Below are 13,482 nucleotides of genomic sequence, written 5' to 3' on the forward strand. Positions count from 1 at the left end.
GGCTGCGGCTTTTTAAGGTCTCAGCAGGGGGTCTCGTTGAACACCGCGTACGACCCGCGCCTGCCCACCCACTCCTCATCCCCGACGCAGTTCTCGTACTTGACCCCCACCAGCGTGGTGTGGGCGGAGTCGCTGTAGTAGTACGTCTCGCAGTGGTAGTCGATCATGCAGGCGCGGGCGTGCGCGGGTGAGCTGATGACGGTGAGGGCGCCGAGGGCGACCAGGACGGCCAGCGATGCGCGGCGAATCATGAAGATCCTTCCTGAGGTGCGGAAGCGCTACTGCCCTCGATGATCGTTCGTCGAAGTGAATAGATCAATAAGGTCAATCCCAGTACTCAAAGGGTCAAAACGACTGTCAGAGTGAGAGTGCCGTCTCGGCGCCTTGACGGGTACGACGAGATCGTTAACACTCCCACCGAGCACGCAACCACCAGGGTGCTCGGCCAGAAATGTTAGCGCTACCATCCATCGGACCCGAGCATGGACAGGACAGTGCGATGTCGAACATGATGCCCAGGCGAGAGGCCCTGCGACTGGCGGTGCTGGCGGCCGTCACCCCCTCCGCGCTCGCCTCACTCCCCCTCGGCACCGCCCAGGCGGCTCGTACGCCACTGGCCCCGCCGCCGCAACATGACCCGCCGGTGCCCGGCGCCTGGATCGTGAAACCGTTCGCCAACAGCCAGGTCACCTTGGGCGAGAGCCTGTTCAGCGTCAACCGGGACCGGATCCTGAACTTCCTGCGGGCCTATCCCGCCGACCGGATGCTGGCCAACTTCCGGGCCAACGCCGGGCTGGACACGCTGGGCGCCCAACCGCCCGGCAGCTGGGACGACGCCACGGGCAACCTGCGCGGCCACTACAGCGGGCACTTCCTCAGCGCGCTGGCCCTGGCCTACGCGGGCTCCGGCGACACCTTCTTCAAGGACAAGGTCGACTACATGGTCAAGGCGCTCGGCGAGTGCCAGGACGCGCTGGCCGCCCGGGTCGGGCAGCCCGCGCCGGCTCCGGACCCGGTCGTCAGGGTGGCGGGGAAGTTCGGCAAGGCGGCGAAACTCGACGGCCCCCAGTACGTGTCGCTGCCCGCCGACATCGTGAGCGGCCTCGACGACTTCACCATCGCCGTCTGGCTGAACCCGGCCGCGATCTCCACCTGGTCGCGGATCTTCGATTTCGGCACCGGTACGAGCCGCACGATGTTCCTGACCGTGAGCGCGGGCGCCGCGCCGAGATTCGCCATCACCACCAGCGGCGGCAGCGGCGAGCAGCGCATCAACGGAACGGCCCAGTTACCCACCGGCCAATGGACCCACCTGGCGGTAACCCTGTCCGGCGGCACCGGGACCCTCTACGTGAACGGCGCACCGGTCGGCACGAACACCGCCATGACCCTCAAACCATCCAGCCTCGGCCCGACCGGAAACAACTGGATCGGGAAGTCGCAGTACGGCGACGCGTACCTGAAGGGCTCGGTGGACGAGTTCCAGATCTACGGCCGCGCGCTGACCGAGGCGGAGATCGTGGCCCTGACGACCAGCGCGGACGGCGGGCTGGGCGGCGGTGACGTCGCGTGGTACCGCTTCGACGAGGAGAGCGGCGAGAGCGCGGGCGACTCCTCGGGCAAGGGGAAGGACGCCCGGCTGGTCTCCGAGCCCACCGGCCATCCCGGGCCGAGCTACCCCGGCTTCCTGGCCGCTTATCCCGAGACGCAGTTCATCCTGCTGGAGCAGTACGCCACCTATCCCACCATCTGGGCGCCCTACTACACCTGCCACATGATCATGCGTGGACTGCTCGACGCCTACCAGTACGCGGGCAACGAGCAGGCGCGCACCATCGTGATGAAGATGGGCGACTGGGTGCACAGCCGACTGGGCTCGCTTCCCCGGGAGCAACTCAACCGCATGTGGAGCATCTACATCGCGGGCGAGTACAACGGCATGAACACCGTCATGGCCGACCTCTACGCCCTCGGTGGCAAGGCGGAACACCTGACGACGGCCAAGTGCTTCGACAACACCGCGCTCCTCACGGCCACGGTCAACAACGAGGACACGCTGAACAGGAAGCACGCCAACCAGCACATCCCCCAGTTCATCGGCTACCTGTCCATTTTCGAGCGCGACCAGGAACGCCACTACTTCGACGCCGCCGTGAACTTCTGGGACATGGTCGTACCCCATCGCACCTTCACCGACGGCGGCACGGCCGGACCGACCGACAACGGCGAGCTCTTCGGCGCCCGCGACGTCATCGTCGGCGCCCTGGGCACCAACAACGCCGAGACCTGTCCCGTCTACAACATGCTGAAACTGAGCAGGGGCCTGTTCTTCCACACGGCGAACCCGAAGTACATGCAGTACTACGAGCGGGCCCTCTACGGCCAGATCCTCGCCTCGCGCCGGAACATCGACAGCACCACGGATCCGCTCCTGACCTACTTCATCCCGATGCGGCCGGGCGCCGCCCGCAGTTACGGCAACCTCGGCACCTGCTGCGGCGGCACCGGGCTGGAGAGCCACACCAAGTTCCAGGACTCGATCTACTTCCGGTCGGCGGACGACTCGGCGCTCTACGTGAACCTCTACCTGGCCTCGGAACTGCGCTGGCCGGAGAAGGGCTTCACGATCAAACAGGCCACGAACTACCCGACCGACCCGGCGGGGGTGACGACACTCACGGTGGAGGGCACGGGCCGCCTGGCCGTGAAGCTACGCGTGCCCTACTGGGTGGAGAAGGGCTTCACGGTCCGGATCAACGGTGCCGACCAGAAGGTCAATGCCAAACCCGGCGAGTACGTGACGCTCAACCGGAACTGGCGGCGCGGCGACAAGATCAGGGTCTCGATGCCGTTCTCCCTGCGGGTGGAGAAGGCGCTGGACGTCCCGACCACCCAGAGCATCGCGTACGGCCCGGTGCCGATGGTCGCCAAGAGCGACGAGACCACCTTCCGCGACTTCTCCTTCTTCAAGGACTTCACACTGTCCGGCGATCTCGCGCAGACCATGACGTCCACCGCCCCGATGACCTTCACCACGCACGGCCTGCCGCTGGTGCCGTTCTACAGCGGCGACACCGACCGCTACCACGCCTACTTCCACCGCGTCGAGCCGAAGATCGTCTTCGGCAAGGTGGACTCGGGCGTGCCGAACTACGCGCGAGCGGATTCGGCGACCTTCCTGGACGCACTCTGGGCCATGGCCCCCTTCGACAACCAGGGCTGCTTCGTGTCGGCGGTGACCCGTACCGCGGACGACTGGATCCGGGCCGGGCTGATGACCACCGCCGAGAAGAACGCGGTGGTCTCCGCTGCCACCAAGGCCAGGCTCCGCAGGTAGCTCCCCGGCCTAGGAGCAGGTGATGTTGGTCGGGCCGGGTGTGGACGGGCCGTTGGCCTGGAAGCCGAAGGTGGTCGACGCGCCCGGCGCCAGGGTCGTGGCCCAGCTCGGGGCCTTGATCGTCCAGGTGGTACCCGACGGCGTGATGGTGGAGTTCCAGGCGCTGGTCAGGGTCACGCCGGACGGCATGGTCCACGTGACCGTCCAGTTGTTCCAGGTCGTGGTGCCCGTGTTCCGTACGGTGACGTTGGTCGTGAAGCCGCCCTGCCAGGCGTTGGGGACCTGGTAGTCCACGCCGCACGAGACACCGGTGCCGCCCGTGGGAGTGGGCGTGGGCGTGGGGGTGGGGGTCGGGGTGGGCGTGGAGGTCGAGCCGGTTGAGGTGGTGTAGCCGACCTTGGTGTACGGGGTGCCGCACGGGTTGCAGGTGGACGGAAGCGTGAAACTGTACACGCGCCCGCCGTTGATCAGTGTGTCCGTGACGTCGCGCACCCGGATCTGGTACTGGTTGCCGCCCGAGGTGGTCCCGCCGATGATGTACGACTGGCCCATGTCGCCGTTCATCTGGGCCGTCTGCCACGCCCCATTGGCGAAGTACTCGACGCCGTGAATGCCGTTGGCCAGGTGCGAGACGGAGATGGCGGGCCACCAGACCTGGGCGGACTGCAGGAAACCGATGTTGATGTCGCCGCTGTAGTTGGGCGCGGGGACGAACGACCAGGTGACGTGCCGGTTGTTCCAATGGCTGGGATACATGTCCCCGATCGGGGCGCCGTTCTTCACGAACCGGTTGAGCGAGTCCTTGGACAGGTCCAGATGGTACGGATCGTCGCGGCACCAGGCGTTGGAGTCGCCGCAGCTGTCGGCGACCAGCATGGTCAGCTTCGCGCCCTTCTACGCGTCGGCGACCCAGGAGCCGTTGCGGCAGAACGCCTGGTTCTGCGCGCCGTCGTTGGTGCCCGTGCAGTAGTCGCCGATCTCTACCTGCACGTAGCGGCCGCAGTTCAGGCCGTTGTTCCACAACCCGGCCTTGCTGAGGTTGGCCCCGGTCAACGGCCGGGGGTAGAAGGAGTAGTCGCCGGGCGTGTTGTAGACGTTGAGCGCGACGAAGTCCGGTGAGTCGATGTTCGCCTGGGGCAGGCCGCAGCCACCGTAGGGCATGCCGAGTCCGTCGAAGTAGGTGGCGTTGCCCGTCACCGGGCCGGGCGGGTCGCTGACCGCGCTGGCGGACTGTTCCGTGAAGGGCGCCAAGGCGCCCAGCGCGACCAGGAAAGCGGAGAGCAGAATGGCGAGCAACCGGCGACGGGGGTGACTCATCGGACTCCCAACTCAGAAGGTTCGACACGAACGTCCTCGCAGAGCGGCGACTGGTCAAGCCGAGATGCGCCTGAGCTGGGGAAACTCGCCAAAAATGGTGAAACTTTCATCGAGTCCCCGAAAAACGCGGCGGAGAAGCGACTGCTGCCGACACCTTGATCGACAGCGCTTATCGTGATCTCATTCAGGCGAATGGCTTCGCGTTCGCTCTGGCCCGAAAATCGGCTGATCTGGAGGAACCTGCATGAAAATGAAGCGCGGCGTTTTAGTGGTGGCGCTGGCTCTCAGCGCCCTCGCCCTCGGCTCCACCCCGGCCCAGGCCATTCCCCCTCCCCCGCCGGGGGGCGACCTCCTCCTCGTCATCAGCTACTTCGTGGGCGACCAGATCGTCGGACAGCGCTGGTCCGGATGCTCTCAGCCGCCCGGCCAGTGGGGGACGACGGACGGCCAGGCGAAGTACTACTTCACCCCCTGCTGAGCGCCACCCCTGCCCCCTGCTGAGCCGGCGTTCCCGGACCCGGCTTGAGCTCGGCGAAGAGACGTTCCTCCGCGACATCGAGTGCGCAGCGCACGGCGCCGATCGCGGAGGAATGGTCGCCCAGCACCGAGCAGACCACCTTGGGCGGGAAGTCCGTCTCGCGTTCGACGCGGGCGCGTACCGGCTCGCGGATGGCCTCGCCGGCGGCCGAGATGCCGCCCCCGATGATCACCAGCTCGGGGTCGATCGTCACCATCACCGGCGCCAAACCCTCCACCAGCAGGTCGGCGAACCCGTCTATGCCTGCCTGGGCGGCCGCGTCGCCCGCCTTGGCCGCCTCGAAGATGGCCTGGATCGCGTCCTCGTGGTCCGTGCTTCGCCCCGGTGCCAGATCCAGCAGCCGTTCGTACGCGTGCGCCCACGGCAACCCGCGCCACAGACCGATCTCGGCCGCCGCGCCGTGCCGACCGGCGTGCGGCCTGCCCGCGACCAGCAGGCCGGTGCCCATGCGGCGGCCGACATGGACGTACACCACGTCGGAGGCGTCACGGGCCACGCCCTTCCAGTGTTCGGCCAGCGCGGCCATCCGCATGTCATTGAAGACCTGGGTCGGGATGCCGAACCGATTCCGTACGTGCCCGCCCAGGTCGACACCGGCCCATTCGGGGATGGCCGGGGCGTGCGCGACCTTGCCGTCCGGGCCGACGACGCCGGGGGTGGCGATCGCCGCGCACGAGATGTCGGCGGCGGACAGGCCCGCCGCCTCCAGCGCCGCGTTGATCGCCTCGTTCATGATCGTCAGACGCCTGGACCGTGGGGAGGTCGGGCGCAGGCTCTCGCGGCGTTCGGCGACGATCTCCCCGGACAGGTCGCTGACCAGCACCAGCACCTTGTGACCGCCGATGTCGACCCCGAGCACGTGGCCCGCGCCCGGACGGAACTCGAAGCGCTGTGCCGGCCGTCCCCGCCCGTCCTTCTTCTCGACCTTGTCGATGACCTGGTCGGCGGTCTGGATCCAGCCCGCGGCGAGCAGGTCGGAGATCGCCTGGGTCGTGGTCGGGCGCGAGATGCCGGCGGCCGCCGCGATCGAGGCGATCGTGTGGCTGCCGCCGCCGTAGAGCACGCGCAGCACAGAGCGCAGGTTGAGCGTCCGCAGGGCGGAGGTGTCACCGCCGAGCTGCGTGCTCGTGCTCGGCCGAACCCTGGAGGAGGTCATCCGTTCGCTTTCTGCTCTGTTTCCCACTCGGCGTTGCCTACAGCTTGCCCGTCAAGCGCCGGTTGTGCCGCGATCTCGATGAGCATGGCGGTCTCGGGCCGTAGCGTGGGCAGCCGTACCCCGACCGTGCCGAGCGTCGCGCCGCTGAGCAGGCCCGGCGCGTCCAGCCAGCCGGGCCGGGGGCCGAGGTCGTCCCGGTTCGGGCCGACGAGCCGCACCGCGTACCGCAGGGCCGGGTCGAGTCCGGGGAAGGTCATCCGCCCCGCGGGCTCCTCGTCGGAGCGGCGCACCGCCGCCACCGAGTACAGCGCCAGGCGCGGCGTCACCACGCCGGTCAGCCAGCGGCCCGTGCTCGGGTGTTCGTCGCGGACCAGTGTGCCGGAGTGCAGCAGCGCCCGGTAGCGCTTGTAGATCCCGATCCACTCGGCCAGCTCCGCGGTCTCGGCGTCGTCCAGCCTGGTCAGGTCGAGTTCCAGCCCGAAGTGCGCGAACAGCGAGGTGATCGCCCGGAAGGCGAGGTCGTGCCGGCGGCCGGTGGTGTGCGAGACGGTGGAGGCGACGTGGCCGCCGATGAGTTCGAGCGGGATGAGCTGGCTGGTCCAGCGCTGGATGGTCTGCCGTTCGAGCGGGTCGATGCAGTCGGAGGCCCACACCCGGTCGGTGTGCTCCAGGACGCCGAGGTCGACGCGGGCGCCCCCGGACGAACACGACTCGATCTCCAGGCCGGGGAAGGTGGCGCGCAACTCGTCCATCAGCCGGTAGGCGGCCAGCGTCTGCCGGTGAACGTGGGGCGCTTCGATCAGGTCGCGGTTGTGGTCCCATTTGAGGTAGCCGACGCCGTACTCCGCGATGACCTCGGACATGCGGGTGAGCACGTGCTCGTACGCCTCCGGGTGCGCCAGGTCGAGCACCTGCTGCCAGCGCGAGGCCGGCGGCAGCTGGGGACGGGCCCGCATGATCCATTCCGGGTGCTTGACGGCGAGCTCCGAGAGCGGGCTGACCATCTCCGGCTCGAACCACAGCCCGAACGTCATGCCGAGCTCCTTGACCCGGTCGACCAGCGGATGCAGCCCGTCCGGCCAGGTCTGGTCGTCCACGAACCAATCACCAAGCCCCCGGTCGGAGGCGTTCCTGCGGTGGAACCAGCCGTCGTCCAGCACGAACCGCTCCACCCCGATCGCGGCTCCCCGCTCGGCCAGGGCGAGGAGTTTGCCGAGGTCATGGTCGAAGTACACGGCCTCCCACACGTTGAGGTTGACCGGCCGGGGGGAATCGGGATGGTTCGGCCGTTCCCTGAGGTGCCGGTGGAAGCGGGCGGCCAGCTCGTCGAGCCCGTCCGCGTACCCGAAGAACAGCTCGGGCGACTCGTAGCTCTCCCCCGGCCGCAACACGATCTCACCGGGCAGCAGCGACTCGCCGCCGCCCAGCGTCCTGAAGCCCTCGCCCGTACGCTCGGCCCAGGTGCGGTGGTTGCCGCTCCAGGCCGTGTGCACCGCCCACACCTCCCCCGACCGGAACCCGAATCCGGGCACCCCGGCCACCACCACGGTCGCGGCGTCGGCCCCGGTCCGGCCGCGCCGCCCCTCGCGCAGGTGCACGCCCACGTTGAACGCTCCCCGCTGCGGCTGCCGCTCCCGCGACCAGCGCCCGGCCAGGTCGAACAGCTCCGCCGCCCGCTCGGGCACCGGCAGGACGGCCGACACCGCGTCCACCCGATAGTCGTCATCACCGTCATTGCGTACGGACGTGCGCAACCGGACCAACCCGCTGCCGGTCAGCTCGATGACGAGGCACAGCCCGAGCGCGGTGCCCGGATCGGCCGCCTCGACGGTGAGCCGCCCCTCCTCCTGGACGGCCTTGCTCACGGTGAAGCGGGACGCCCACGCCGCACCCGAGCGGGAGCCGGACAGACCGGGAATGCCGAACCACCCGGTGTGGCCTTCGGGCAGCACCGAGTGCGAGACGGGTCCGTCGATGAGGTTGATGACGTGCGGCGCGATGGCGGCCTCGGCCATCGCGTCCAGCTCGGCCTGGTCGCACGGGCCCGGATCGGCACCCCAGTGGACGACGGTGGGCAGCCCGGCGGACCGGAGGTCGAGGATCAGGGCCACGCCGGCGGCTCGGAGCTGAACAACGTGCCGCGCGACGTCGGAGGTCTTCGTCATCCTGACCTTTCTTCGCTATGTCATCGGACGTCTCCAGCACCCACAAGGAGCGGACTCACCGGCACAAGTCTCAGGATGTGAGACCTTTCACCTTGCTGGAGTCCAGGCATTGTGCCTAGAGTCACCCCATCTTAATATGCAGAAGCCTTGCATAAATAGAGGCAGGCTCACAGAAACATCGGATGGGTGCGCGAACGAATGAACGTGACCGTGTGGAACGAGTTCTATGAGGAGCGGACGTATCCCAGCGTCTCGTCGGTGTATCCCGACGGGCTGCACGTCGTGCTCGGGCAGGCGCTGGCCGAACACCTCGGCCCCGAGGCACATGTACGGGTCGCGCTCCAGGAGGAGCCCGAGCACGGTCTGACCCAGGCCGTACTGGACGAGACCGACGTCCTGCTCTGGTGGGGCCACCTCAAGCACGACGAGGTCAGTGACGAGGTCGTCGAGCGGGTGAGGCGGCGGGTGCTCGGCGGCATGGGCCTGCTCATCCTGCATTCCGCCATCGAGTCGAAGGTCGCCCAGGCCCTGCTGGGCACCTCCTGCAAGATCGCCAGCTGGCGGCACGACGACAGTGAGCTGCTCTGGACGATCCTGCCCGGCCACGACATCGTCCGCGGCGTCCCCAACCCGGTCGTCATCCCCAAGGGCGAGATGTACGGCGAACCGATGGACATCCCCGAGCCGGACGAGCTCGTCTTCATCAGCTCCTACGAGGGCGGCGAGGTGCTGCGCAGCGGCTGCGCGTGGCAGCGGGGCAAGGGCCGGATCTTCTTCTTCGCCCCCGGCCACGAGGAGTCCCCGATCTACTTCCAGCCCGAGATCAGGCGCGTGCTGGCCAACGCGGTCCAGTGGGCGACGCCGCCCGTCCAGCCCCAGCCGAAGATCACCAGGAAGGGCGAATGGCCGCGGAACTGGTGGGCCGAGGCATGACCGACCTGATCCAGATCGGCCTCGGCCCCTGGGGGCTCGACTGGGCCGCGAACATCCTCCCGCGGCTCCCCGACGTCCAGGTGACCGGCTGGGTGGACGCCTCCCCCGAGGCACGGGCCGCGTTCACCGCCAAGACCGGCGACGACAACGTGTTCGCCACCGTAGAGGAGGCGCTGGCGGCCACCGGCGCCGTGGCCGCCATCGCGCCGGTCGCGATCGGCGCGCACGCGGCCGTCGCCCGGCAGGTCCTGGAGGCCGGCGCGCATCTGCTGCTGGAGAAGCCGTTCACCCTGGACGCCGCGACCGCCAGGGAGCTCGCCGGCCTCGCGGAACGGAAGGGCCTGGTCTTCGGCATCGACCAGAACTACCGGATCTTCCCCGGCGCCCCGGTCGTCCGCGACCTGCTCGAGCGGCGAGCCGTCGGCGCCGTCCGCCGGGTCTCGCTCGAATGGCACCGCGACCACGCCGGGGTCCGGGACGCCAACTCACTGATCGAGCTGGCCATCCACCACTTCGACCTGATGCGTTACCTGTTCGGGCGGGAGGGGATGGCGATCACCTGCGTACCGGTCACGCCCATACGCTCGGCCCAGGATCACACCCCCGGAGCCAGCCTCATCGTCGAGCTGGACGGCGGGCTCACGATCGACTACGTCCTGTCCAGCCAGGGGGTCGGCCCGCAGACGCCGTGGCCCGGCGTGTGGCGGATCTCCGGTGACGAGGGGCTGCTGACCTGGGGGGCCGCGCCGGACGACCACCGGGCCGTGTCGATCACCGACGCGGCCGGGGACGTACGCGCGGTCGAGGTGCCCGAGTTGCCGTTGTTCGAGCGGGCCGGGGTGCTGCGGGCATTCGTCGACGCCGTGGCGGGCACCGGTGAGCCGACCTCGCCCGCCGCCGACAACGCGCACAGCGTCGCGATGCTGGAGGCCGCGCTGACCTCGGCCCGAACCGGGGAGCGGACGAAGGTCGAACAATGGTGACCTCCGCCCGTACTTGGGCAGCGGACGAGGGTCGAGCGACGGTCTTCACCTCCGCTCGTGCTGGGCAGCGGACGAGGGCCGGGCGATGGTGACGGCCGCCGCCGACCGGGTCGCGGCGCGCAGAGCGCGGCAGCGGGCGGGCAGCACGCTGTTCGGCCCCAAGACGATGCTGTTCCTGCTGCCGGGCGCGATCTATCTCGCGGTGCTGTCGGTCTATCCGCTCATCGACCTGTTCCGTACGGCGTTCTCCGACGTGACCGCCGAGAACCTGCTGGGCGAGCGGCCGTTCAACGGACTGGACAACATGTGGCGGGTGATCGAGGACCCGTCGTTCGGTCACGTGGTGCTCCAGACGCTGGCCATCGTCGTGATCGTGCTGGTCGTCGGGCTGGCCGGCGGGTTCGCCGCCGCGCTGGTCCTGCGGCCGCGCACCCGGCTGAGCGGCGTGACGCTGGGCGCGATGGTGTTCGTGTGGACGCTGCCGGCGGTCGTCGCCGGAAATCTGTGGAAATTTCTGCTTGAATCCGGCGGGCCGGTCAACTCAGTGCTGCTCTGGCTGCACCTGATCCAGCAGCCGATCCCCTGGCTGGCCAACGGCACGCTGGCGATCGTCGTGCTCGGGCTGGTCAACGCCTGGATGGTGGTGCCGTTCTGCGCGCTCGTACTGCGCGCGGCGCTGCTCGACGTCTCCCAGGAGTTGCTGGAGGCCGCCGCGCTCGACGGCGCGGCCGGCTGGAAGGTGACCAGGCACATCGTGCTGCCGCTGCTGCGCCCGGTCATCTCCATCCTCGGCGTGCTCGTCGTGATCAACGCCTTCCGCTCGTTCGACCTCATCTTCGTGATGACCAGCGGCGGGCCCGGCACCTCCACGACCACGCTGCCGTACCTGGGCTACCAGCAGGCGTTCAAGTTCTACGAGTTCGGCCAGGGCTCGTTCACCGCGACGTTGTCGCTGGTCATCGTGCTCTTCCTGAGCGCCGTCTACCTGCGGATGAACCGGCGGGAGCAGGCATGACCGACGCCAAGCGCAACACGCCGGTCACCGTGCTCGGCTGCGTCGTCCTGCTGGCGATCTACGCGCTGCCGCTGTACTGGCTGCTGGCCACCTCGTTCAAGAGCCTCAAGGACGTGTTCGCCGGATCGGCGGCGGTCATCTTCAAGCCCACCCTCCAGGCCTACATCGACGTGTGGAACGGCGGCTTCGCCACCTCCGCCGTCAACTCCGTGATCATCGCCGTGTCCACCACGGTCATCGTGCTCGTCGTCGCCGTGCCCACCTCGTACGGACTGGCCCGGCTCAACGGCGCCATCGTGACCGGCGGGCTGGCCGCGCTGATCATCCTGCAGATGGTGCCGGCCACCTCGACCCTCATCCCCCTGAACCGGCTGCTGGCCCAGTGGGGGCTGACCGGCAACCTGTACGGCGTCGCGCTCGCCATCGCCGCGACCAACCTGCCCTTCAGCATGCTGCTGCTGCGGCCGTTCTTCACCGGCGTGCCGATCGCCATCGAGGAGGCCGCCGCCAGCGACGGCGCGAGCAGGTGGCAGCGGTTCGTCAAGATCGTGCTGCCGATCACCCGCAATGGGATCGCCACCGTGGCCACCCTCACCTTCATCGGCGCGTGGGGCGAGTTCCTGTACGCGATCACCTTTCTCAACGACCCGGGCCAATACCCGGTGAGCGCGCTGCTGGCGCAGCAAATGTCCTCCTACGGGGTGAACTGGCCGGGTCTCATGGCGGTCTCCGTCCTGGTCTCGGTCCCGACTGTATTGATCTATCTGTTCGGGCAGCGCCTGCTGGTCGGCGGTATCACGATGGGAAGCGTCCGTTGATCTCTGCAAGACTCCGCGTCGTCGCCGCCGCGGCGGCCCTGTGCGCCCTCGCCGCGTGCGGCACCTCCGGCTCCGGCGGCTCGGGCGACGCCAACAAGGTCACGTTCTGGCACTACTACGCCCAGGGCATCCCCGCCACCGCGAAGTTCACCAAGGACCTGAACGACATCTACGCCAAGGCCAAGCTGTCCAAGCCACTGAACAGCGTGTACGTACCCGGCGAGCAGCTCACCCAGAAGGTGATCGCCACGGCGGCCACCAAGCAGGGCCCCGACGTCTTCGTCCAGGGCGGCGCCGACCTGCTCCAGCTCATCAAGGCCGGCGCGATCGCCGACATCACCCCCCAGTTCGACAAGTTCCCCGACAAAGCGCAGATCCCCGACGCGAACGTCATCAAGAAGGACGGCAAGGTCTACGGCGTCCAGGGCTTCAACAACACGACCGCCCTCTGGTACAACAAGACGATCCTCGACGAGCTGGGCATCACGCCGCCCACGACGATGGACGAGCTGAGCGCCGCCCTGGAGAAGATCGGCAAGAAGTACATCGGCATCGGCCTGCCCGGCCAGGGCGACCAGGACGTCAACGCCTTCTCCTTCATCACCGCGTACGGCTTCGACTACGCCAAGCCCGACGCCGCCGCTCTGGAGACCTCGCTCAAGCTGGTCGGCGGCTGGGCCGAGAAGGGCTACGTGCCCAGAGACGCCGCCACCTGGACCCCTGACGTCGCCTTCCAGAAGTTCACCGCCGGTGGCATGGCCTTCGTGCTCGGCGGCAACTGGCAGTACGGCAACGCCAAGAAGGCCGCCTCCTTCAAGTACGGCGTCGTGCCCGTGCCCAACGGGAGCGCCCCGGCCAAGGTCTACCAGTTCGGCGACAACGTGCACGTCAGCGCGTTCACCAAGGACAAGGACGCCGCTTTCAACGCCGTGGCCGCCATGTTCCTCAGCAAGGAGGGCGAGCTCGCCGCTCTGGAGGCGGGCAGTATGCCGGTGCGCAAGGACCTGGCCGACACCGAGGGCATGAAGGACCCGATCTACACCCAGTTCAACAAGGCACTGGAGAACGGCGTGCCGTACCTGCTGCCCGGGTTCGGCACCGAGCTGACGCAGATGCGCAAGCCGGTGGCCGAGGCGTGGAGCGCCGTGCTCGCCGGACAGTCCTCCCCGGGCGACGCCGCCACCACCGCGGTCGCCGCCATCCAGCGCGTCGCCAAGTAG

Annotated in this window: 12 protein-coding genes; 7 read left to right on the forward strand and 5 right to left on the reverse strand. The window is 68.5% G+C overall.

What is annotated here, in order from left to right:
* Window positions 1–20 precede the first annotated feature (20 nt).
* Window positions 21–251 (reverse strand): DUF6289 family protein, encoded by a 231-nt coding sequence (locus tag AB0C30_RS39740; RefSeq protein WP_225292445.1) that lies wholly within the window; start codon window positions 249–251, stop codon window positions 21–23.
* Window positions 252–499: 248 nt separating this feature from the next.
* Here AB0C30_RS39740 and AB0C30_RS39745 point away from each other — a divergent pair, with 248 nt between their 5' ends.
* Window positions 500–3,337: a beta-L-arabinofuranosidase domain-containing protein gene (locus AB0C30_RS39745; protein ID WP_357953755.1), complete on the forward strand. Its 2,838-nt coding sequence runs from the start codon at window positions 500–502 to the stop codon at window positions 3,335–3,337.
* A gap of 9 nt (window positions 3,338–3,346) precedes the next feature.
* Here the strand turns inward: AB0C30_RS39745 and AB0C30_RS39750 are convergent, their stop codons facing one another.
* Together AB0C30_RS39750 and AB0C30_RS39755 are read right to left on the reverse strand one after the other, a co-directional pair.
* Complete coding sequence (locus AB0C30_RS39750; RefSeq protein ID WP_357953757.1) at window positions 3,347–4,213, reverse strand: cellulose binding domain-containing protein; 867 nt, start codon at window positions 4,211–4,213, stop codon at window positions 3,347–3,349.
* Between the two features lie 18 nt (window positions 4,214–4,231).
* The gene (locus tag AB0C30_RS39755; protein ID WP_357953759.1) at window positions 4,232–4,654 is read right to left on the reverse strand and encodes a hypothetical protein; all 423 of its coding nucleotides are present in this window, start codon (window positions 4,652–4,654) and stop codon (window positions 4,232–4,234) included.
* A gap of 244 nt (window positions 4,655–4,898) precedes the next feature.
* On the opposite strand from AB0C30_RS39755, the gene AB0C30_RS39760 reads away from it, so the two are divergent.
* A complete protein-coding gene (locus tag AB0C30_RS39760) occupies window positions 4,899–5,132 on the forward strand; it encodes a hypothetical protein (protein ID WP_357953761.1) in 234 nt (77 codons plus the stop codon).
* On the opposite strand, the gene AB0C30_RS39765 is transcribed toward AB0C30_RS39760, so the two are convergent.
* Entirely contained in the window at window positions 5,119–6,348 is a 1,230-nt protein-coding gene (locus AB0C30_RS39765; RefSeq protein WP_357953763.1) for an ROK family protein, read from the reverse strand. The two genes, AB0C30_RS39760 and AB0C30_RS39765, sit on opposite strands and share 14 nt — an antisense overlap.
* On the reverse strand, window positions 6,345–8,513 hold the full coding sequence (locus AB0C30_RS39770) for an alpha-galactosidase (RefSeq protein ID WP_357953764.1): 2,169 nt from the start codon (window positions 8,511–8,513) through the stop codon (window positions 6,345–6,347). The genes AB0C30_RS39765 and AB0C30_RS39770 overlap by 4 nt, the downstream gene beginning before the upstream one ends.
* A gap of 186 nt (window positions 8,514–8,699) precedes the next feature.
* Here AB0C30_RS39770 and AB0C30_RS39775 point away from each other — a divergent pair, with 186 nt between their 5' ends.
* The 5 genes from AB0C30_RS39775 (at window position 8,700) to AB0C30_RS39795 (ending at window position 13,482) form a co-directional block, all read left to right on the forward strand.
* A complete protein-coding gene (locus AB0C30_RS39775) occupies window positions 8,700–9,446 on the forward strand; it encodes a ThuA domain-containing protein (RefSeq protein ID WP_357953766.1) in 747 nt (248 codons plus the stop codon).
* Window positions 9,416–10,429 carry a Gfo/Idh/MocA family oxidoreductase gene (locus AB0C30_RS39780; RefSeq protein ID WP_357953768.1) on the forward strand — a complete coding sequence of 338 codons (1,014 nt, stop codon included), beginning with the start codon at window positions 9,416–9,418 and terminating at the stop codon, window positions 10,427–10,429. The genes AB0C30_RS39775 and AB0C30_RS39780 overlap by 31 nt, the downstream gene beginning before the upstream one ends.
* A gap of 85 nt (window positions 10,430–10,514) precedes the next feature.
* Complete coding sequence (locus AB0C30_RS39785) at window positions 10,515–11,444, forward strand: sugar ABC transporter permease (RefSeq protein ID WP_357953770.1); 930 nt, start codon at window positions 10,515–10,517, stop codon at window positions 11,442–11,444.
* Window positions 11,441–12,262 (forward strand): carbohydrate ABC transporter permease, encoded by an 822-nt coding sequence (locus AB0C30_RS39790; protein WP_357953773.1) that lies wholly within the window; start codon window positions 11,441–11,443, stop codon window positions 12,260–12,262. The genes AB0C30_RS39785 and AB0C30_RS39790 overlap by 4 nt, the downstream gene beginning before the upstream one ends.
* Window positions 12,259–13,482, forward strand: coding sequence for an extracellular solute-binding protein (locus tag AB0C30_RS39795; protein WP_357953775.1), 1,224 nt, complete (start codon window positions 12,259–12,261; stop codon window positions 13,480–13,482). The genes AB0C30_RS39790 and AB0C30_RS39795 overlap by 4 nt, the downstream gene beginning before the upstream one ends.

Origin of the sequence: Nonomuraea sp. NPDC048901, assembly GCF_040649695.1 — a bacterium.
In the GTDB taxonomy this organism is placed as follows: Bacteria; Actinomycetota; Actinomycetes; order Streptosporangiales; family Streptosporangiaceae; genus Nonomuraea.

Coding starts and splice junctions, on each gene's coding strand:
- AB0C30_RS39760 (WP_357953761.1), top strand. CDS start 4,899: ATGAAAATGAAGCGCGGCGTTTTAGTGGTGGCGCTGGCTCTCAGCGCC.
- AB0C30_RS39770 (WP_357953764.1), bottom strand. CDS start 8,513: ATGACGAAGACCTCCGACGTCGCGCGGCACGTTGTTCAGCTCCGAGCC.
- AB0C30_RS39765 (WP_357953763.1), bottom strand. CDS start 6,348: ATGACCTCCTCCAGGGTTCGGCCGAGCACGAGCACGCAGCTCGGCGGT.
- AB0C30_RS39750 (WP_357953757.1), bottom strand. CDS start 4,213: ATGCTGGTCGCCGACAGCTGCGGCGACTCCAACGCCTGGTGCCGCGAC.
- AB0C30_RS39790 (WP_357953773.1), top strand. CDS start 11,441: ATGACCGACGCCAAGCGCAACACGCCGGTCACCGTGCTCGGCTGCGTC.
- AB0C30_RS39785 (WP_357953770.1), top strand. CDS start 10,515: ATGGTGACGGCCGCCGCCGACCGGGTCGCGGCGCGCAGAGCGCGGCAG.
- AB0C30_RS39745 (WP_357953755.1), top strand. CDS start 500: ATGTCGAACATGATGCCCAGGCGAGAGGCCCTGCGACTGGCGGTGCTG.
- AB0C30_RS39780 (WP_357953768.1), top strand. CDS start 9,416: ATGGCCGCGGAACTGGTGGGCCGAGGCATGACCGACCTGATCCAGATC.
- AB0C30_RS39755 (WP_357953759.1), bottom strand. CDS start 4,654: ATGAGTCACCCCCGTCGCCGGTTGCTCGCCATTCTGCTCTCCGCTTTC.
- AB0C30_RS39740 (WP_225292445.1), bottom strand. CDS start 251: ATGATTCGCCGCGCATCGCTGGCCGTCCTGGTCGCCCTCGGCGCCCTC.